We start from the raw sequence: 20242 nt of genomic DNA on the forward strand, positions 1-20242 counted from the left end.
GCTACGTAGCTACTTAGCGCTGGAGAACAAAATGACTAAAGCCAAGAATCTCATCGTGTTCATGTCCGATGAACATAACCCTAAAGCCCTCGGTTGCTACGGCAATGATTTCGTCAAGACACCGAACCTGGACGCCATCGCTGCCACCGGTACCCGCTTCACCTCGGCCTACTGCAACTCTCCGGTGTGCATTCCGGCCCGTGCGACCTTCGCCACCGGTCGTTACATCCACCAGATGGGCTTCTGGGACAACGCCGACCCTTACGATGGTTCCGTGACCAGTTGGCACCACCGTGTTCGCGATGAAGGGCAGCACTGCGTCTCGATCGGCAAGCTGCACTTCCGCTCGATCGATGACGACAACGGTTTCAGCCAGGAAATCGTGCCGATGCATGTCATCGAAGGCAAAGGCGACCTGATGGGCCTGGTTCGCGAAGACCTGCCGCGTCGCGGCGGTGCCTGGAAAATGGCCGGCCAGGCCGGGCCAGGTGAATCGTCTTACACGATGTATGACCGTAACATCGCTGCACTTGCGCAGACCTGGTTGCGTGAAGAGGCACCGAAACACCAGGACAAGCCCTGGGTGCTGTTCGTCTCTTTCGTCGCTCCGCACTTCCCGCTGACTGCGCCGCCCGAGCATTTCTATCGCTACTACCTGGATGACGACCTGCCTTGGCCAAAGCTGTACGACAAGGCCGAGCGCCCTGATCATCCGTTCATCAAGGACTACGCCTCAAGTTTTGCCTATGACGATTTCTTCGACACCGAAGACAAGGTGCGTCGCGCCCTGGCGGGCTACTACGGCCTGGTCAGCTTCCTCGACGAGAACATCGGTAAGGTGATGAGCGCCCTTGAAGGCGCCGGCCTGCGCGACGACACCCGGATCATTTACACCAGCGACCACGGCGATAATCTGGGCAGTCGGGGTCTGTGGGGCAAGTCGACGATGTTCGAAGAGGCCGTTGGCGTACCGCTGATCATCTCCGGTGACGGACTCCCGGCGGGCGTCGAAAAGAAGACCCCGATTACTCACATCGACGTCTACCCGACCATTCTCGAAGCAGTCGGCATTGCGCCCACCGAAGAGGAGAAAACATTGTCCGGCGAGTCCCTGTTCAAGCTGGCCAATCAACCCGATGGCGACCGTCTGGCCTTCGCCGAATACCACGGCATGGGCTCGGCTACCGGTGCCTTCATGATCCGCGACGACCGCTACAAGTACGTTCACTACGTCGATTACCCGCCGCATCTGTTCGATCTGTTGGAAGACCCGGAAGAGTTGCTCAACCTGGCTGAGATCCCGGGAAACGAGGCGCTCGTCGCCGAGTACCGCGCGAAGATGGAAACCCTCTGCATTCCGAAAGAGGTGGATGCCCGCGCCAGAAAACGTCAGGCCGAGCTCCTGGAACTTAACGGTGGCCGCGAAGCGGTGGTGGCCCGTGGTGACCTGGGTTACTCGCCCCCTCCAGGGGTGGCGGTGGATTTCAACTGAGGCGCTGCCTCGACTGCGCAAAACAATAAGGCTGGAACAAGGAGGTGCTTGCAGTCGCCCGCTTTCACCCAACGAAGGCGGGCTGTGCAGGGCCCTGTCGGCCACCAAGCGAGGAGAACACCCGTGAACGGACCTGAATACGATTACATCGTGGTGGGCGCAGGCTCAGCCGGATGCGCCCTGGCCAACCGTCTCAGTGAAGGCGCAAATCACACTGTCTTGCTACTCGAAGCGGGGCCGAGCGACCGGCACTTCTGGATTCACCTGCCGATCGGCTATGGCAAGACCATGTTCAACCCGACCTATAATTGGTCCTTCCATACCGAGCCGGTGCCCGCACTGGACAACCGTCCGATCTACTGGCCTCGGGGCAAGACCCTGGGCGGCTGCAGCTCGATCAATGGCCTGGTCTACATCCGTGGGCAGTCGCAGGACTATGACCATTGGCAAGCGCAGGGCAACCAGGGTTGGGGCTGGAGCCACGTGTTGCCGTACTTCAAGAAAATGGAGTGCAACGAACGCGGTGAAAGCGCCTATCACGGCGGCAGCGGCCCCTTGCATGTATCGGATCTGCGTGAGCCCAACGAATTGGTCGAAGCCTTCATCCGCGGCGCCAACCAGATCGGTGTGCCGCGTAACGATGACTTCAATGGCGCGCAGCAGGAAGGGGTGGGTTATTTCCAGCTCACAACGCGCAACGGCTGGCGTTGTTCGGCGGCCAAGGCTTACCTGAAGCCGATCCGCCACCGCAAGAATTTGACCGTCGAAACCGACGCTCAGGCCAGCAAGGTCCTGATGATCGGCAAGCGTGCGGTCGGGGTCGCTTACGAGCGAGCGGGGCGACCGGTGACTGCCAAGGCGCGCAAGGAAGTCCTGCTGTGCGCGGGAGCATTACAATCGCCCCAGTTGCTGCAGTTGTCCGGGATCGGTCCACGTGAGGTGCTTGAGCAACATGGCATTGATGTCGTCCACGAGCTACCGGGCGTTGGCCGCAATCTGCAGGATCATCTGCAAATCCGCATCATGTTCAAGTGCACCAAGCCAATCACCACCAACGATCAATTGCGCACACTTTGGGGTCAGGCACTGATCGGCATGAAGTGGGCCTTTTTGCGCAAGGGGCCGCTGTCGGTGGGTATCCAGCAGGGCTGCATGTTCGCCAAAAGTCGTGAGCAGGAAAAGACACCCGATATCCAGTTCCACTTCGGTACCCTGAGTGCGGACATGACGGCCGGTAAACCGCACAAGTGGCCCGGCTTCACCATGTCGGTCTGCCAGTTACGCCCGAGCAGTCGCGGTGAATTGCGGATTCGTTCGAAGAACCCCAAGGACGCCCCCTGGATCGAGCCCAACTATCTGGCCACCGAAGAAGATCGGCAGACCATGGTTCGTGGTTTCAAAATGGCCCGCAAGCTCGCGGCGAGCCAGGCCATGGCCGGTTACATCGCCGAAGAATACAACCCTGGCGTGTCGGTGCAGACAGAGGAGGACATGCTCAACTTTGTGCGTCGCAACGGTTCCTCGATTTTCCACCCGGTAGGCACCTGCAAAATGGGCAGCGGTCCGGAAGCGGTGGTTGACGAGCGGCTGCGGGTTCACGGTATCGAAGGGCTACGAGTGGTCGATGCGTCGATCATGCCGACGCTGATCTCGGGCAACACCAACGCCCCGGCAATCATGATCGCCGAAAAAGCCGCGGACATGATCAAGGAGGATGAGCGTTGTCCCAAGGTCCGCGCTTCATCCGCTGCGCCCGCCGGTAGTCCCACGATGACGGCATAGCAAATCATGGCGGCAGTAAAAGGCCCTCACGGCAGTCTGCCGTCGAGGGCATTTTTGGTTGTGGCACTCAGCAGGCAGACAGGATCATGACGGCACAACAGCAAGACTTGAGCAAAACCGATGGCGTCGATCGCGGCCCGCTGTCTTCACGGCTGCTGGCGGGCGGCAGTGAACCCGATCCACGCTTCACCCTGGCCAACGAACGAACCTTTCTGGCGTGGATCCGCACCGCGCTGGCACTGTTGGCCGGGGGCATTGCCGTGGAAGCCTTTACCCTGGATGTGTTTATCCCGGTGGTGCGCACGACGCTTTCGGTTGCTTTGTTGCTGATGGCGATGCTCATCAGCGGCTCGGCCTGCCTGCGCTGGCTGAACGTTGAACGGGCACTGCGCAACAAGGCGCCGTTGCCATTACCACTGTTGGTGCCGCTGCTGTCGATCGGTGGTGCGCTGGTGACGCTGACGTTGATCGGCGTCTTCCTGTTGCGCCAGGTGCACTGAGCCATGACACGCCATCGCCCTGACGTGCCTGCGCTTCAGGCGCCACACGATGACGCCGGGCTGCAGCCGGAACGAACTTCCCTGGCCTGGGGGCGCACCTTGCTGGTGTTTTGGGTCGTGGCTTGTATTTTCCTGCGCTGGATGCAAACCGAGGGTTGGCTGGGTGCAGTGCTGGTGGTGATCAGCGTGTTTGCCGCGCTATACATCTGGACGACGCAGCGGCGTCGCTACCGGCGCAGTGCGCACGCCATCCATTCGGGCCGTTTGCGGGCCGATGTCGCATCGGTGTTGTTTACGGGCGTGGTGGTGGCCTGCCTGGCCGCCGTGTCTCTTTGGGCCGTACTCGGCCGGCTGTAGGGTAGGAGCAAGCTTGCTGGCGATGAACGATGATGGGGTCATCCTGATAAACCACGGCAATCCATCACCGCAAACCCGTGTTCCTGCCAGCCGACGCGGGATTGCCCCGCGCCGAGGGTTTACCTACCAGACCACCAGTTTATAGCCGACCAGCACGCGGTTTTCGTCGACATCGCGGGTCAGTCCGTTGCCGGAGCGAAAGCTGATATTACGCATCTGCACGTAGACGTTCTTCAGCGGGCCGCTCTGTACCGTGTAGGTAAGATCCATGTCGCGCTCGCGTTCAGTACCCTGCTCGCGGCCCTGGACCAGCGCGTGGTCGCCGCTGACGTAACGGGTCATGAAGGTCAGGCCGGGCATCCCCAGCGCAGCGAAATCATAGTCGTAGCGCGCTTGCCAGGAATCCTCTTCTTCTCGGGCGAAGGTATTGTAGAAGGACAAGTTGACGACGTAGGGATCGTTGCCGATGAACGGAAATTCGCCGGCACCGGAGATGCGCTGGTAGGCGCCACTGAACTTGTGGCCACCCAGCGTCAGGCTGACCATGCCGTTGAGGTTGTTATTGGCGAAACGGCCCATTTTGGCAATGCCGTCATCGTTGCTGCGAAAGTACCGAAGGTCAGTGCGCAGGCTCGCGCTTTTGCTCAGCGCCAAGGTGTGGACGAGGCCCACGAAATGCTGCCGATAGATGTCTTTGAGTTCACCGTAGTAATAGCTGGTGGTCAGTTGCGGGGTGAGCTTGTAGCTGCCGCCGGCAAAGTCGAAGTGATCGCTTTCCACGCCGCCGCGGTAATAAGTGACGGGGTCATTGCTGCTGGAGTTGCGCAGGTTGGCCTGGGTGATGCGACCGGCGTTGACGGTCAGGCCGTCGATTTCGTTTGAGGTCAACATGCCGCCGCTGTAGCTCGAAGGCAGCAGGCGTCCGAAGTTATAATTCAGCACAGGCAGGGTCGGATAAAGCGTACCCAGGCGCAGGACACTCTTGGATACCTTGAGTTTTCCAGTGAAGCCCAGTTCGCTGAATTCATTCACGGGCGTACCGTCGGAACTTTGCGGGAGGGTTCCGTTGTCGCCACTGCGACCGCGGGCCGAATCCAGCTTGAGGCCGAGCGCGGCATGGGCGTCCAGCCCCACACCGACGGTCGTGTCGGTGAAGCCGGATTCAGCATGCATGACGAATCCCTGCGTCCATTCATCCTGCGTCTCTGGACTACCCGGTTGCCGGTAATCGCGGTTCATGTAGAAGTTGCGAATGTCCAGGTTGGCCGTGCTGTCGGCAATGAATGCCGCCGAGGCATTGCAGCACAAGGCGAAACTGGACAGGCCGAGCAAGGGGGTAGGTAGTGCGCTTAACCGTAGATGTTTCATTGTTTTTATCTCTAGGGCAGGGAGCTACAAACTCAAGGCATAGGCTTTGAGTACTGCGGTGACACAACAGAAATGGTTTTGCCTGAGCGCGCGCTCATGGCCGGCTTCACAGGGGCGGCCAAGGCGTTCGGTAGCACTGCGGTGAGCGAGATGAAACCGCCCATCGCGACGAAGAGGGCGAAGGCGCCGCGACGCATGCTCAGGTCGGAGAGTTGCGGCGGAAAACGCACGTACAGCCAGCTGGCCAGCATGGCGACCGGGATCGACAGGGTGCCCAGCGACATGACCTCGGCGTTCAACTCCCCTTGCAGGCCCTGCATGATCAAGCGGATCAGGGACATGGCGCCGGACAGTGCCAGCAAGCTGGTGCGGATGGCCTGAATGGACACCGGTTGACGATAATAGTGATAGATCAGCGGTGGCCCCGGTATGCTGAACATGCCGCCCATCAGACCGCCGAGCAGGCCCATCATGACGAAGCTCACGGGGCTTGAACGGGAGGGATGAGGTCGTGGTTTGATGAACAGGGCGATACCACCGGCCACGATCAGCCCGCCCAGCAACAGTTGCAGCAGCGCGGTATGCTCTTCGCCCATTTTGCCAAGCAACCACAGGCCCAGCAGCGTGCCGGGTAGTAGGCCGATGAGGGTCTGGAAGAACGATGCCCTATCGATGTGCTGCCAGTGGCGCACCAGGGCGATGGCAATCCCGGGCAGGGCGACGATAGTGATAGTGGTGGCAACGATGGCGATGGGGGCGGCGTGGGTGAGTACGGCAATCGCCAGTACTACAATGCCCAGTGCGAACCCGGTGAACGCTTGCAGGTAGCTGCCGACGGCCACGGCGACAAGAATGATGAGCAGCGAGTGCAGTTCCGAGTGTAGTTCCATGGATCATCCTGCCGGTATCACGGCTGCTGTCCTTGCCGCTCGCGTTGGCGGTGGGGAGGGTGTCGGGTCGGGCGGACACTGCGGAGCATCTCCAGGTGTCATGAGCTATAATATGAAGCTATATAGCTTTAGTCAACGTCTCTCTGGCAACAGCGTCGGAGGGTCTGAAGGAGGACAAAAAATGTCGGAAGTAGAGACGGTCGATTTTTACGATCGTTACCAGTCACAGGAAGTGCTCGGCTTGCCCAAATACGCGCAGCTGCGGGAAACCCTGCTGGCGGCAATCAATGATGGCTACTGGGGCCCGGGTTCGCAGTTGCCCAATGAATCCACACTGGCGGCCATCACCCCGTTCAGCCTGGGCACGGTACAGAAGGCGTTGCGTGAGCTGGTTCAGGCCAAAGTGATCGTGCGCCGTCACGGGCATGGCACTTTCGTGGCCGAGCGAGCGATGCCGATGATGTCGCCGATGCACTTGCGCTTTGAGGACGGCGACGGCCAAGTCCTGCCGATCTATGCCGAAGTGGTGGGTCAGGAAACCGGGCTGGACGCAAGGGATTGGGCCGACAAGCTGGGTTCGAACGTGCGTAACGTGGTCAAGGTCGACCGGGTGTTCGCAGTGGACGAGCTGTTCCACTGCTTCACCCACTTCTATATTGACAGCGATCGTTTCCCGGCATTTGCCGAGGCAGAGTTGCTCGATTTCGCGGGGGCGAACTTCAAGGCGCTGCTGTTCGACCGGTACCACATCAGCATCGCCAGCCTGGACCAGAAGCTGCGGTGCGAGCGTTTCCCGGACGAGGTGTGCCAGCAGTTGGCGCTTGAAGAGGGCACGATCGGCGCGGTGCTCGAGTTTCTCGCCATGGGCAACAATGGCCGGCCGCTGTATTACCAGGAAGCGTTCATTCCGCCCAACGACTACCGGCTGCGTCTGGACGCCAATCTAGAGCCTTGATCCCGTCGGGTTCTCCATAGCGGGGCCATCCCCTGGTCCCGGTTGAACGCGCGCTTGCCTGGCGCCGATGGCCGTTGCCGTGCGACGACACCAGGTCCCTTGGCCGGCCCGCTGCAGGTTCAACACAACCTGCGGTAATGCTGCCGATTCTGAACCAACGAACACACTGGATTCGCACCCCGGGCGGACGAATACCGCTGGGCGTTTTCTGATGGCCGGAGATAAATTTTCTATACCTAATTAGCTATAGTGCTATATAGTTATTCGGCGGTAAAAACAAAAACAAAATCGACTGGGGCCAAAGTACCTTCAGTCAGCCTGGAGAACGTCATGTCTGTGAGCACAACGTTTGCTGCTACCTTGAATATTATCCTTTCCATGTCTGGATGCCCCCGCCCCGAAGACCGGACCTCATCCGATCACTACGTTTCAGATTGTTCCAGTTAAACCCAATTCGGCTCGCATCACGACGACCCAATGGTTTCAACATCAATTCTGAGGTGGGATATGGCTCGCTTTAAAAGTATCAATACGCATGCCTGGGTCGTCACGATCCTGCTTGCCGTGTTCATGGTGATCAACTTTATGGACAAGGCGATTCTCGGCATTGTCGCAGGTCCCCTGATGGCCGATCTGGGGCTTTCTCCCGCTGAGTTCGGCATGATCGCCAGTAGCTTCTTCCTTCTATTCTCGTTGTCGGCCATCGGGTTCGGCTTCATTGCCGAACGGGTGTCATCGCAGAAATTATTGCTGGTATGTGCCGGCATCTGGGGCGTGGCGCAATTTCCGCTGGCCTTCGTGGCTTCGGTCCCGCTGCTGTACTTCTCACGCATCCTGCTCGGCATGGGGGAGGGGCCGGCTTATCCGCTGGCGCTGCACGCCTGCTACAAGTGGTTCCCCAACGACAAGCGCAATTTGCCCTCCGCGGTGATCTTTCAGGGCGTCACTGCCGGTCTGTTGATCTCCGGCCCGCTACTGACTTTTGTCGTGGTGAAGTGGAGCTGGCATGCGGCGTTCATGGTGCTCGGTGTGGCCAGCCTCGTGTGGATGGCGCTGTGGGCTTACTTCGGTGCCGAAGGCAAGGTCACTGAGCAAGGCTCGGTGCAGGCCGATGCCGACGCTCCCCGCCTGCCTTATTGGCAGTTGATTACCGACAGAACCTTTCTGGCCAACATGCTGATGTATTGGACCAGCTATTGGATCTTCTCGGTGATGTTCACCTGGGTACCGTCTTATATGGGCAAGGTGATGCAGTACGACCCGACTGACGCCGGCTGGATGTTCATGGTCTTCACTGCGTTCAACATCCCGATCGTCCTTGGCGGTTCCTGGGTATCCCAGCGCCTGCTGAAAACAGGACTCGCCTCGAAGTATGCAAGGGGTTGGTTGACCTCCTTGCTGGTGCTGGTTGGCGGTGCGCTGATTTTGCTCGCGGTCTTTGCTGTGCAAAATCCACTGCTCAAGGTCATCCTGTTGGCGATTGGTTGCAACTTGCCGCAGATCACCTTCGTGCTGAGTTCGGCGATCGTTGCCGAGATCATGCCGGCCGGTCAGCGCTCCTCGATGATGTCCATCAACAGCGCCTTGGCCACCACCGGCGGCCTGGTCGCTCCTGCACTGATGGGGGCTTTTATCCAAGGCGCCACAACACCTGCGCTGGGCTATGACAAGGGCTTCGTGGTCGCGGGCGTGCTGTGCATTGTCACCAGTGTCATCGGCTTATTGCTCATCAATCCTGAAGCGAGCAAGCGCCGGTTCGCCCGGCTTATCGAGACTCGTCGGGCCCGTTCGGTGAGCAGTTCCCGGAGCATGCTGGTCAAGTGATCGAAGAGTCAGCGGTCGTGGATCGCACCGCTGATTTGCCCGTGGACACAACCACGGCCCATGGAGTAACTCCGGGCTGTTCTCTGTGGGCTTCAGCCGTTTGACCAGCCGATGCGGCCTCGCACATGCGTCTGGCCGCAGCAATGATTGATGGAGATGACAATGTTACCGGCGACTTTTACCACCGCAGTCGAGCGGCTAATCCCTCGTGATCGGCGTTTCGATGACCCGCTTTCGACACTCGCGTTCGGCACCGACGCCAGCTTTTACCGGCTGATTCCCCAGATGGTACTGCGGGTCGAGTCCGAGCACGAAGTGGTCGCGCTGCTCAAACTGGCCAATGCCGAGCACGTGCCGGTGACCTTCCGCGCCGCCGGCACCAGCCTCTCTGGCCAGGCGATTTCCGATTCGGTACTGATCGTGCTTGGCGACCATTGGAACCGTCGTGATATCCGTGGCAATGGCCAGCAGATCCGTCTGCAGCCCGGCGTCATCGGCGCCCAGGCCAATGCGGCACTGGCCCCCTTCAAACGCAAGATCGGTCCTGATCCTGCGTCGATCAACGCCGCCAAGATCGGCGGTATCGTCGCCAATAACTCCAGTGGCATGTGCTGCGGCACCGCCCAGAACACCTATCACACCCTCGCTGGCCTGCGCCTGGTACTGGCCGACGGCACCGTGCTGGACAGCGAAAGCCCATCCAGTATCGCCGCCTTCCGCGCCAGCCATGGCGAGCTGTTGGAGCAGCTTGCCGAACTGGGTCGGCAGACCCGGGCCAATCTCCCCTTGGCCAGCAAGATTCGGCACAAGTACCGACTGAAAAACACCACGGGTTTCTCTATCAATGCCCTGATCGATTTCGAGGACCCGCTGGATATTCTCAATCACCTGATGGTGGGTTCCGAAGGGACCCTGGGGTTCATCAGCGCGGTGACCTATGACACGGTCCCCGATCACCCACACAAGGCCAGCGCGCTGATCGTCTTTCCCGACGTGAGGACCTGCTGCAATGCGGTACCGGTGCTAAAGCAACAGCCTGTCGCGGCTGTGGAGCTGCTCGATCGACGCAGCCTGCGTTCGGTGGAGAACATGGCCGGCATGCCCGCGTGGGTACGTGAACTCTCTGCTGGCGCCTGTGCCCTGTTGATTGAGTCACGTGCCGCGAGCGCTGCGCTGTTGCAGGAGCAACTGGCGCAAGTCATGGCCGCCATCGTGCATTTCCCGGTGGAGAAGCAGGTCGACTTCAGTGACGACCCGGTGGTCTACAACCAGCTCTGGCGGATCCGCAAGGACACCTTCCCGGCAGTCGGAGCCATGCGCCAGCCGGGGACCACGGTGATTATCGAGGACGTGACCTTTCCGCTCGCAAAGCTGGCCGAAGGCGTTAACCGGCTGCTCGAATTATTCGACAAACATGGTTACGACGAGGCGATTATTTTCGGCCACGCCCTTGAAGGGAACCTGCATTTCGTTTTCACCCAAGGTTTCGATGACCCGCTCCAGGTGGCCCGTTACGAAGCGTTTATGGGTGACGTGACCCAGTTGGTCGCCGTGGAGTACGGCGGCGCACTCAAGGCCGAGCACGGCACCGGGCGCAATATGGCGCCTTTCGTCGAGCTCGAATGGGGCACTGAAGCCTACCAGCTGATGTGGAAAATCAAGCGCCTTCTTGATCCTCGAGGCATTCTCAACCCAGATGTGGTGCTGTCTGAAGATCCGCAAATCCACCTGAAAAACTTCAAACCGATGCCGGCCGCCGACGACATCGTCGACAAGTGCATTGAATGTGGTTTCTGCGAGCCGGTTTGCCCGTCCAACGGCCTGACGCTGACCCCCCGTCAGCGTATCGTCATCTGGCGCGACATCCAGGCAAGAAAGCGTGCTGGTATCGATACCCGTGAGCTGGAGCATGCCTACCAGCGCCACGGTCTAGACACTTGTGCAGCCACCGGCCTCTGCGCTCAGCGCTGCCCGGTAGGTATCAATACCGGCGATCTGATCAGAAAACTGCGCGGCATACAGGCGGATAGCCCCCGGGCGGCTAACTGGCTGGCCGAGCATCTAGCCTCGGCCGTGCTGGGGGCCCGTTTCACATTGTATGTGGCCAACACCGCACACCGGATGCTGGGCACGCAGCTGTTCGCCAAGAGCACAGCGGCTCTGACTAAGGTCAGCCAGGGTAAACTACCCCAGTGGACACCGGCGATGCCGCAGCCCGTACAGCGTCTGCAGCTACCCAAGCCTGCCACACAGGATGAGCGCCCACGGGTGGTGTACCTGGCCGCCTGCGTGTCCCGTGTCATGGGCCCGGCAGCGAAGGATCAGGAGCAGCAATCGCTATTCGACAAGACCTGTGCCCTGCTGGAAAAGGCCGGCTACCAAGTGATTTTTCCGGACGACCTAAACGCGCTCTGCTGCGGCCAACCCTTTGTTTCTAAGGGCTACGCCGAACAGGCCGAGCACAAGCGCCAGGAAGCCCTAGATGCCTTACTCAAGGCCAGTCGCGGCGGGCTCGACCCAATCTACTGCGACACCAGCCCTTGCACCCTACGGTTGATGCAGGGCCTGGCGGATGAACGACTCGATATCTTTGACCCGGTGCGCTTCATTCGTACCTATCTACTCGACCGTCTAGAGTTCGAGCCTCAGGCCTCACCGATCGCCGTGCATGTCACTTGCAGCACTCAGCACCTTGGCGAGGCCCAAGCGCTGATCGACATCGCCCGGCGTTGTGCCAAGCAGGTGGTCATACCTGAGGGCATCCATTGCTGCGGTTTTGCCGGTGACAAGGGTTTCACCACCCCCGAACTGAACACCCACGCGCTGCGCAACCTCAAAGCGGCGGTGCAAATCTGCGACGAAGGCATCTCCACCAGCCGCACGTGTGAGATAGGCTTGTCCCAACATAGTGGGATCGACTATCACGGGCTGGTTTACCTGGTGGATAGGGTGAGCCGCCGCAAGCCTACCGTTCAACCTGCATCATCACAGGCAGCAGCACCCATCTTAGAACCTGTTGCTGAATGGCCTTAAATCTGCTGGAAAATGAATCGCCACAAAACCGCAGCGTGTAATTTCGATCAACATGGTCGCGCTCTTAAAACCGCAAACGTGAGCCTTAAAGGAGAGATTCGAAATAAATCCGAATGTCTCCTTCTGGCCGTTTTCTGCCTGTCGTGACCGGCTGAAAACGACCGATTCTGTTGAAAAAGTAGCTCCCCTATCTGGCCTGCGGCAAAATATCTGCATTGGCCAGCAGGGAAGCACGCAGCATGATGGGACAGTTATCGAGTGGACAGGATCGGCTGTTTTACTCGTTCAACCTTGAAGACCACATCCCCGCCAATCACCTTCTGCGTAGCATTGATCGGTGTCTCGATCTGAGCGACTTGCGCCATTACCTCGCCGATTTTTGCAGCCCAATTGGGCGTCCTTCAATTGACCCTGAGTTGATGATCCGCATGCTGATCGTGGGCTATTGCTACGGCATTCGCTCAGAGCGTCGGCTGTGCGAAGAAGCCAATTTGAACCTGGCTTATCGCTGGTTCTGCCGGTTAAGCCTTGAAGATGAAGTCCCCAATCACTCGACCTTTTCCAAAAATAGACACGGCCGTTTTCGGGACAGCGATCTGTTTCGCTGGCTGTTCAATGAAGTGCTGCGTCGTTGCATGGACGCCGGCCTGGTAAAGGGCGAAGGCTTTGCCGTGGACGCCAGCATCATCAAGGCGGATGCCAGCCGGCAGCGCGGTGTACCGGGTGATGAACCGGTCAACTGGAGCGATCCGGCCCTGAGCACCCGCGCCGTGCGTGAGTATCTTGAGGCACTCGATGAAGAGGCTCTGGCCGGCTCACTCGCCGCCAGAGCAGGACCGATGGCCGTGCAGAGCAGCAGCGCTGTCCCGAGCACCAGCCTGTATGTAGTGTCGGCAAAGTCGCAACGAATATGCATGGGGCGTTATTCCTTTGGTAAGGATCAGAAGGAGGCGCCGACACTGATCGCCGCGAAATCTCGATCACCGCGGGTTCCGTATCTGAGCACTCGTTACTGGGGCTGACGGGGGATCATCCCGAGAACCCGACATTTGCTTTGCCGTGTCGCGAAGTGTTTGCCAAAGGCCAGCGCAAGGTCAGCGTATTGGGACCGATGCTTGAAGCCGAGGCTAGCCAACCGCATATAGGATTCTGGTCATAAAGGGTTTTCGAACCGAAGCTCGAGTGTTTCTGGCGCTGCTTCCCATCAAGGAATGCAGCGCACAAAATTGGTGAGTTTCTTGTCTCCTTTGCTGGTGTAGCGCGCCCCCAAAAGACGGAAGATCTCCACAACCCCGATCTGTCCTGATCATTTGCCATTGCTTGGACTGAAAGTCTGCTTCTGGCCCAGAGTGTGTAAAAACGCTTTCGTATATTGAGTGCGTCAACCAAGCGTTCCTGGGCGATGCGATTACAAAGCGTTTTCCGTGATAAGAATTACTGACGTTCCAAAGCGGTTATGTAGCGGTTTAGCGCCTTCTGGGGCAGAGAAAACCGAGGCTTTACGCCGCCATCGCCTTAAGGAAGCCTGCTGTACCGATGATGTTCATAACCCGCTTCATGTTGTAGGCGAGTACATTCAGACTCATCTCCGCGCTTACCCCGACCAGTTTGCGCGTCAGGAAGTGCGTTGAGCCCATCCATTGTTTGAGCGTCCCGAAGGGATGCTCAACTGTCCTTTTTCGGATTCGCATCATGTCCGGTGCATCGTTCAACCGACGCTGCATTTCCTCCAGCACCGCTTCATGTTCCCAACGCCTTACTCGACGATTTTTGCTCGGCGTGCACTGCGTTTTCAGCGAGCAGCCCTGGCATTTCGAACTCCAATAACAGTGCATATTCATGCCTTTCTCAATACTGGAGAAGCGCCAGGGCAGCGCCTCTCCAGCCGGACAGATGTATTCGTTTTTCGTCGCGTCATAAACGAAAGCATCTTTGTTGAATCGACCATCCGCCTTGGCGCTTGAAGTCATCGGCTTTGGCACGTAGGCAGTGATGTCCGCGTCGTGACAGGCAAGAATTTCTTCACTCTTGAAGTAACCTCGGTCAGCTACCACCGCCAGCGTTTCGGACGCCATGGCATCGCGAGCCTGCTTCGCCATCGAGCTGAGTTGATCGCGGTCGGAACCGAAGTTGGTGACCTCATGAGCAACGATCAAATGGTTCTGGGTATCGACAGCTGTTTGCACGTTGTAGCCGACGATTCCCGTGCCGCGCGTCATCATGGAGCGGGCGTCCGGATCGGTCAGTGAGACCTGTTTATCCGGCGATTCGTTGAGCTGGATTTCGATCGCTTGAAGCTCTTTCATTTGAGTTTTGAGCTTGGCGATTTTCTCTGCCAGCCGCACGGCGCTGGGCTCTGAGGCTGTGGGTTCTTGCCGATCAGCAGCATCGAGTGCCGTCAGATAACGGTTGATGCTCGATTCAATTTCTTCCATTCGCCGTTTCAGTTTGGCGCTGGTGAAATTGCGGTCGCGGTTGTTGACTGCTTTGAATTTACTGCCATCGATGGCAACCAGATTTTCTCCGAAAAGTCCCAACTGCTGACAGAGCACAACGAACTGGCGACAGACGCCTCGAATGGCCTTGCTGTTGTCTTTTCGGAAGTTGGCGATGGTCTTGAAATCTGGCATCAAACGCCCGGTCAACCACATCAACTCGACATTGCGTTGAGCTTCTCGCTCCAAACGTCGGCTCGACTGGATGCGATTGAGATAGCCCGTAGATGTAGATCTTCAACAAGATCGCGGGGTGGTAAGCAGGTCGGCCAGTATCGGCTGGAATGGCACCTTCAAAACCTAGATTGACTAAGTCCAGTTCGTCGACGAAGACGTCGACTACACGCACCGGATTGGTATCGCTGACGTAGTCGTCGAGGCTCTCGGGAAATAAGGTGCCTTGGCCTCGATGTTCACCTTGGATGAAGCGCTTCATGGGCAATCCCTGCGATGAAATCCTCAGAAATCATAGCAAGGGTTCGCGGAGGTGTTTTTACACGCTCTGGGCCGTTCTCTGCCGGTCATGGTGAAAGAGCATGCTGGTCAAATCCGACGCAATCGTTGGTCAGAGCGAATGCAAATGAGTGGTCAGGTCAAATGCAAACGGGTGGTCAAGTGGAGTGCAATTTCTCAACCCGTGTTCAAAATGCCTCGTGGCTCGATCATCATCAGTTTTGCTTCACTTTGGGCTGCGGTCCTGTGCGTCACGCCGCGTAGCACCACATACAACTCACCTGGATTCACATGGACACAGCCCTCCTGCAGGTCGATGCGCAAGGTGCCGTCCAGCACAAGAAACGCTTCATCGGTCTCCGGGTGTGAGTGCCAGATGAATTCGCCTTCGATTCGCACGACCTTGAACTGGTAATCGTCCATTTCCGCGATAACCCTGAGGCTCCATTGGTATTCGATCAGAGTAGCCTTATGCGCTAGGTTTATCGGGGACGATGCTTTTTGACGGGACTCAGGCATGACGGATCCTCTGTAGTGGGAGTGATCAGCCTATAGAACAGTGAATCGCCCGTTCTTGTACGATCCTGAAAGTCAGTTTGCGAGCCGCAAGCGTTCCAGCCAACGCAGGGGAGGTACGCCGTAGCAACGCGTGAAATGTCGGGTCATGTGACTTTGATCGTGAAAGCCAGCGGAGAGGGGCGGAGTCCAGTGAAACCGTCAAGGATCAACCCGCGAAAGCGATCCAGACGGCGTAGGGTGACGAACCGGTAGGGACTGGGTGTCGTAGAGCGTCCTGAAGTCGCGTGACAGGCTCCAGCGTTCGCGCCCACTGGCATGTTCGAGCATCTCCAGCGTGATGCTCAAGTACAGATGTTCCAGGATGAATGCTCTGGCGCGTTCGGCTGAGCGGTAATCCAGGCGCTTGCGGCCGCGAGGCTTGCCTGCGACGGCACGCAACGCCATCGCCAGGTCATAGAGGGCGTCCTGCGCCTGACCTCCCTAAAGCACTCCTTCGATTTTCAGATGATCAAGCTGTAAGAATTCTGACTATCCACAAGAGCAAAGGGACTGGAATTCGATTCGGTCACATTCTTGCCGTAGACAATGAAATTTTCTTAGGCGACCAAGATGCTAATCGTTGTGCTTTTTTCGTGGGTGTGTCACGTGCGAAGCGGCGTTTGGCGCTCACATTTGCAGGCACTCGGGCAAGGCCGCTGGCCTATAATGGACGGTGGGACATTCAACGCACTGCGGAGGAAGAATACTTTTCGTACTCAACTCCTCACTTGAATGCTTAAAACAAGCAGTAAAGTAATCGGCCTTCATCGACATTTGGGCTTGGAGTCCTGGCTGGCATACGCCAACCGGGACTGTAACTAAGAGGGCCAATAATTAAGCTCCTGCCAATCATCGACGTTTCGATAGATACGAAATTGCATTCCACTTGACCTCCTTTTTGGCGTGATGTGCGAGCAGCTATTTGAGCCTAGAAGGCGTAGCCTTCTGTTATCTGCATCAGCATCAGCTCTACCTGGCTCAGGCCGCATATCGTCGACAACATCTGTGCTGGGGTTTTGCCGATTAAACGTGCTTTAGGCTTATGGAGCCAGCGTAGTGCCTTATCTGAACACCCAAAAACAGCCTTGGACATGGAAAAAATGTGCGCGTACGTGAACAGGCGATCGCTCTCAAGACTGTTCAATAACTGCCCTTTTTGGGCTCGGCCTTTCAACGCTCGCAGCGAAATTATTTGGTTTCGCTGGGGCACTGGAATTAAACCGGCAGCAACGAGGTCTAGCAACGTTGAAGCGGGAAAACCGTGCGTGATGAGCGTGTGAATCTCTAAGTCATTTGCCGAAAAAGGAATGCCAACTAACTGTTGGAGAGTCTTGCGGTACGAGGCGTATCCTTGCTCTGGAAGGGCTTCGGCAATCATCACGTAGCTCCTACACATTCGACGACCTTGGTGCGGAATGTTTTCCTACAAGTTATTTGGAGAGGTCTGACCAATTCGCGTGACGGATTTAGTCGCGGATTTTAGCGTCACCGAAGAAATCATCCTTCGCTATTAAGCCGAAGTCGTCCCCCGCAAAAGCCCCGTCATCATCGTCAAAAAGATTCTGTGTGCGCCGCTCCTGTTTTACGTAACTGAGCGTTTGAAAGAAGCAGTTTTCGCAGAGGTGCAGTTCATAGCGTTCCCCGTCGTGTTTTGTTCCATACCCCCAGTGAGCTTGAAAGGTCGCAAACTGACGCCCCCCTCCGGGCAGGCTGGTCGAGCACAGGCACATGTCACAAACGACATCTGTGACGGCTTCGATTTGAATGCTTCCGGTAATCTTCATCAGCCATACCAACCATGGGTCTAGATCAAGCTTCAGCATACCGCTGCTCACGGGCGATCATTGCTGAATCTAATGTCCATCCCCTGCCGTTGATCGGTTAAGTCTTTGGTGATGAGTGGCGAGCCGTAACATCAGGTAGATACAGGCCGTGCAGAGGGACAGCAATGAGAGACACTGGAAAAGTGGGAGTGCAGATATCTTCACGCGCCCGAGCGGAGGCGCGAGCAGTGTTGGCTAAGCGAACTGACAGGCGTAGCCGCTTTCTCGACGCAGCCTTATCGCATGGGCCTGATTTTGAGCCCATTGGTTGTCTAGCAGGTTGTGGCCAAAAGAGGGTGGAGGGTGACTGCTCAACAGGTGAGTCTACGAGTGGTTAAGCCCCATCTCATGAATGCCGGTTGCGGTGGCAGCTAGCCATGGAGGACTCCATCGACCTCGCTTTGCGCGGCTAGGATCACTCGAACCGCATCAGAGGAAATCAAATCTCGGGGGCGCTTACCTCCCAGCATTCCATTTGACGAAGAAAACCAGAACGCTACTAACCAACTACTTTTGGTAGGAGAGAGGATAGAGAGAACCTCTTTCAATGCAGGATGTGGAGTGAGGCCCGATCGTGTGGAGAACGCATAGCGGGGAAACAGATAGCAGCCTTCGTGTTCGATCGAAAAAATTCGATTATCTCCCTCCCACTCAATCAAGGCCGGAGTAAGCGTTTCAATCCGAATGCTGAAAAGCTCTGCGAGACGATTAACAGGTAGGAAATCGCCACCCCCTAAAATTTCGTCCTTTGCTTGAGTGAGCATTTTCTGCTCTCTATCGCGAATTTTGCCCAGCAGCTCTTTTTTGTCCATGACACCACCTCGATTTGGCTTTCGCCATCCTACTCCGCCTAAGGGTAAGCGTAACGGCGTATGTAATTGATCTCAGTGGTTTCAGGTTTTCCGATGTGCAGATAGTACGACACCGGCGCAACACCGGTCTTGTACTGAAGTGGCTGGCTACCCAACGTTGTGACTTAGAAACGATACTTCGCTGAAGCAGTAAAACTACGTGGTACACCGTAGGTCAGGGCGCCGTAGGCATCGAAGTACTTTTGATCTGCAATTTTGCCTGCATTTCTGCATTCACCTGGGCCGAAAGGTTTTCGGTGATGTCGTAGCGAGTCATCGGGTTGACCAGTGCATAGGCATCTTGCTGAATCTTCTCGGAGTTACTATTCGGGTTGGTGACGAGTGTAGATCGAGTCCTGTCAGTTAAATCCGCCGCTGATGGCTAGCTTGTTGAAAGAACCTGGCAGCCGGTAGGTGGTAAGTGTGCGCAACAGTTTGGTCGGATACAGGGTGTTGACGTCGTTGCCCTTGGAATCCTCGGCTTTGAACTGGGTGTACCCAACGGAGGCATTCCAGTCGGTCGCGATTTCGCACGAAAGCTCCTGCTCGAAACCTTTGCTGTTAGAGAAAATACATTCGCCGAATTTTCCCCAACATTTCCATGCTGATCACCCTGTGTTCTCCTGCTCCGAAAGCGAGCAGAAGCAGTTGAACACCTGGGTCAGTTTTCAGCCGGCAAAACAGACTTTGCTGGGTCAGTTTTCAGTCAGCTGCAACACGTCTAGGAATGGAAGCTTACCCTCTAGCCAAGCTACCTGCCGGTGGCTTGCACACCAAGGAGTGTTGTTATTTTCCTGTGTACAAACTTTATTAAAATGAAAATTTTTAACTCCACAGAAAAAAGTACAAACATTATTACAAATAAACTTTTGAAGCTTAACGAAAAATCAATTAGATAAATGGTTTTTTAGTACAATCTTTATTACAAAATTACAGTTGAAGAATGGCGGAGCAACATCTGGAAGCACTCTCGCGGGCAGGCTTCGGGCACTTTCGAACTAGGCTGGTGGCCTCAAGGTTCGGTAAAACCTTTTAGTGGAGGCAGAAAATGAACACCCGTGGATTGCTCGATCAGTTGCTCAAGTCGGGCCAGGACATGTTGCAGAACAAGGCCGGTGGCGCGCAGAACAAGGCGTCTGGTGGGTTGGGCGGGTTGCTAGGCGGTAACGGCGGTTCGGGCGGACTTGGCAGTTTGCTGTCGGGCGCCGGCGGCGGTGCACTGGCGGCCGGTGCCATGGGGTTGCTGCTGGGCAGCAAGAAAGCCCGAAAAGTTGGCGGTAAAGTCGCAGTTTATGGTGGCCTCGCCGCATTGGGCGTGCTGGCCTATAAAGCCTATGGAAACTGGCAGGCCCAGCAGGGTGGCGCATCGAAGGCAGAGCCGCAGACGCTCGACCGCTTGCCCGCTGCGCAAGTCGAGCAGCACAGCCAGGCGATTCTCAAAGCCCTGGTGGCCGCGGCCAAGGCTGACGGTCACATCGACGAGCGTGAGCGCGAGCTGATCGAAGGTGAGTTCACCAAACTCGACAACGATCAAGAGCTGCACAACTGGCTGCACGCCGAACTCAACAAACCACTGGACCCCAGCGATGTCGCCCGCGCCGCCCGCACCCCGGAAATGGCCGCCGAGATGTACATCGCCAGCGTGATGCTGGTGGACGAGGAAAGCTTCATGGAGAAGTCCTACCTCGACGAACTGGCGCGTCAACTCAAGCTGGAGCCGGGGTTGAAGGCTGAGCTGGAGAAGCAGGTGAGGCTGGCTGCGGTGTAAACCTCAACACCGCCTTCGCTCCCACAATGGATTAATGTACACAAGACCACTGTGGGAGCGAGCCTGCTCGCGAAAGCGTATTGCGCCGCGCCA

The 20242-nt window shown here is 57.2% G+C and carries 14 protein-coding genes and 4 pseudogenes; 10 read left to right on the plus strand and 8 right to left on the minus strand.

Annotated features, from left to right (window positions below):
• The first annotated feature begins 31 nt into the window (after positions 1 to 31).
• The 4 genes from AC07ZE_RS06390 (at position 32) to AC07ZE_RS06405 (ending at position 4131) form a co-directional block, all read left to right on the plus strand.
• A complete protein-coding gene (locus AC07ZE_RS06390; RefSeq protein ID WP_207262483.1) occupies positions 32 to 1492 on the plus strand; it encodes a sulfatase family protein in 1461 nt (486 codons plus the stop codon).
• A 123-nt stretch (positions 1493 to 1615) separates the two neighbouring features.
• Positions 1616 to 3274: a GMC family oxidoreductase gene (locus AC07ZE_RS06395; protein WP_207262485.1), complete on the plus strand. Its 1659-nt coding sequence runs from the start codon at positions 1616 to 1618 to the stop codon at positions 3272 to 3274.
• A gap of 86 nt (positions 3275 to 3360) precedes the next feature.
• Positions 3361 to 3774 carry a YidH family protein gene (locus AC07ZE_RS06400; RefSeq protein ID WP_207262487.1) on the plus strand — a complete coding sequence of 138 codons (414 nt, stop codon included), beginning with the start codon at positions 3361 to 3363 and terminating at the stop codon, positions 3772 to 3774.
• A gap of 3 nt (positions 3775 to 3777) precedes the next feature.
• A complete protein-coding gene (locus AC07ZE_RS06405; RefSeq protein ID WP_207262489.1) occupies positions 3778 to 4131 on the plus strand; it encodes a DUF202 domain-containing protein in 354 nt (117 codons plus the stop codon).
• Between the two features lie 123 nt (positions 4132 to 4254).
• On the opposite strand, the gene AC07ZE_RS06410 is transcribed toward AC07ZE_RS06405, so the two are convergent.
• Complete coding sequence (locus tag AC07ZE_RS06410; RefSeq protein WP_207262491.1) at positions 4255 to 5499, minus strand: OprD family porin; 1245 nt, start codon at positions 5497 to 5499, stop codon at positions 4255 to 4257.
• 32 nt (positions 5500 to 5531) lie between these two features.
• Positions 5532 to 6389, minus strand: a complete 858-nt coding sequence (locus tag AC07ZE_RS06415) for a TSUP family transporter (RefSeq protein WP_207262500.1) — start codon at positions 6387 to 6389, stop codon at positions 5532 to 5534.
• 181 nt (positions 6390 to 6570) lie between these two features.
• On the opposite strand from AC07ZE_RS06415, the gene AC07ZE_RS06420 reads away from it, so the two are divergent.
• The 5 genes and pseudogenes from AC07ZE_RS06420 to AC07ZE_RS06440 all read left to right on the plus strand — a co-directional run.
• On the plus strand, positions 6571 to 7344 hold the full coding sequence (locus tag AC07ZE_RS06420) for a GntR family transcriptional regulator (protein WP_207262502.1): 774 nt from the start codon (positions 6571 to 6573) through the stop codon (positions 7342 to 7344).
• A 507-nt stretch (positions 7345 to 7851) separates the two neighbouring features.
• Positions 7852 to 9168: an MFS transporter gene (locus AC07ZE_RS06425; protein WP_207262504.1), complete on the plus strand. Its 1317-nt coding sequence runs from the start codon at positions 7852 to 7854 to the stop codon at positions 9166 to 9168.
• Positions 9169 to 9330: 162 nt separating this feature from the next.
• Positions 9331 to 12201 (plus strand): FAD-binding and (Fe-S)-binding domain-containing protein, encoded by a 2871-nt coding sequence (locus AC07ZE_RS06430; protein WP_207262506.1) that lies wholly within the window; start codon positions 9331 to 9333, stop codon positions 12199 to 12201.
• 239 nt (positions 12202 to 12440) lie between these two features.
• A pseudogene (locus tag AC07ZE_RS06435) lies at positions 12441 to 13022 on the plus strand (transposase); the annotation flags it as partial.
• A gap of 170 nt (positions 13023 to 13192) precedes the next feature.
• Positions 13193 to 13360: pseudogene (locus tag AC07ZE_RS06440) on the plus strand (nucleoside deaminase); the annotation flags it as partial.
• Between the two features lie 340 nt (positions 13361 to 13700).
• On the opposite strand, the pseudogene AC07ZE_RS06445 reads toward AC07ZE_RS06440, so the two are convergent.
• The 6 genes and pseudogenes from AC07ZE_RS06445 to AC07ZE_RS06470 all read right to left on the minus strand — a co-directional run bounded on the left by AC07ZE_RS06445 (position 13701) and on the right by AC07ZE_RS06470 (position 18342).
• Positions 13701 to 15132, minus strand: a pseudogene (locus tag AC07ZE_RS06445) (IS1182 family transposase).
• A gap of 194 nt (positions 15133 to 15326) precedes the next feature.
• Complete coding sequence (locus AC07ZE_RS06450) at positions 15327 to 15668, minus strand: cupin domain-containing protein (protein WP_207262508.1); 342 nt, start codon at positions 15666 to 15668, stop codon at positions 15327 to 15329.
• A 72-nt stretch (positions 15669 to 15740) separates the two neighbouring features.
• Positions 15741 to 16142 (minus strand): annotated as a pseudogene (locus tag AC07ZE_RS06455) (helix-turn-helix domain-containing protein); the annotation flags it as partial.
• 493 nt (positions 16143 to 16635) lie between these two features.
• Entirely contained in the window at positions 16636 to 17085 is a 450-nt protein-coding gene (locus tag AC07ZE_RS06460) for an antitoxin Xre/MbcA/ParS toxin-binding domain-containing protein (protein WP_207262510.1), read from the minus strand.
• A gap of 88 nt (positions 17086 to 17173) precedes the next feature.
• Positions 17174 to 17491 (minus strand): hypothetical protein, encoded by a 318-nt coding sequence (locus AC07ZE_RS06465; protein ID WP_207267771.1) that lies wholly within the window; start codon positions 17489 to 17491, stop codon positions 17174 to 17176.
• A gap of 410 nt (positions 17492 to 17901) precedes the next feature.
• A complete protein-coding gene (locus AC07ZE_RS06470) occupies positions 17902 to 18342 on the minus strand; it encodes a hypothetical protein (protein ID WP_207262512.1) in 441 nt (146 codons plus the stop codon).
• A 1087-nt stretch (positions 18343 to 19429) separates the two neighbouring features.
• Here AC07ZE_RS06470 and AC07ZE_RS06475 point away from each other — a divergent pair.
• Positions 19430 to 20149, plus strand: a complete 720-nt coding sequence (locus AC07ZE_RS06475; RefSeq protein ID WP_095197136.1) for a tellurite resistance TerB family protein — start codon at positions 19430 to 19432, stop codon at positions 20147 to 20149.
• Positions 20150 to 20242 lie beyond the last annotated feature (93 nt).

Source organism: Pseudomonas sp. GW101-3H06, from assembly GCF_059424605.1.